General features: G+C 69.2%; 1 protein-coding gene. It reads right to left on the reverse strand.

Annotation, left to right across the window (positions count from 1 at the left end; all coding sequences use genetic code 11):
* Window positions 1-588: SUMF1/EgtB/PvdO family nonheme iron enzyme (locus JNK74_29620; GenBank protein MBL7650333.1), on the reverse strand; the 588-nt coding region annotated here is incomplete at both ends.

A 588-nucleotide genomic window follows, 5' to 3' on the forward strand; every position in this document is an offset into this window, starting at 1 on the left:
CAGCATGTCGAACAGGCCTCGCGGGTTGGGGGCGAGGGTGCCGGTCTCGGCGGCATCGGTGGCCCCCTGTTTGTTGCCGCGGAACCAGGCGCTCTTTTTCAGTTCCGCCTCGCGCTCCCAGCGGTTGTTCTCGATGTCCGACTGCGCTTCTCCCGGCTGGCAGGCGTATTCCCATTCGGCTTCGGTGGGCAGGCGGAAGCGTTTTCCCGGCGGGGCATCGCGATTGATCCTGTCGAGGAAATCCTGGGCCTGCTGCCAGGTCACGTGTGTCGCCGGGCGCCGGTCGTCGGCTGGCGTCGCGGCGGCGGGTCTGCCGCCCATGATGTTCTGCCATTGGTCGCGCCGGACTTCGTGGCGACCCATCCAGTAGCCGTCCACGCAAACCCGGTGCTGCGGGGTCTCATCCTGTCGCGGCGAGCGCGGCTTGCCGTGGGGGGCGGCTTCCGCCGCCCGGAGAGCGCCCATGTCGAAACAGCCTGGCTGGACCCAGACGAAGCTCAGGCCGTTCCGGGGATCGGTCCATTCGGCGGCGTTCGCCGCATCGGCCGCATGGCTGGCGCCGGCCAGGCCGAACGCAAGGTGCAGCAT

It is taken from the genome of Candidatus Hydrogenedentota bacterium, from assembly GCA_016791475.1.
In the GTDB taxonomy this organism is placed as follows: domain Bacteria; phylum Hydrogenedentota; class Hydrogenedentia; order Hydrogenedentales; family JAEUWI01; genus JAEUWI01.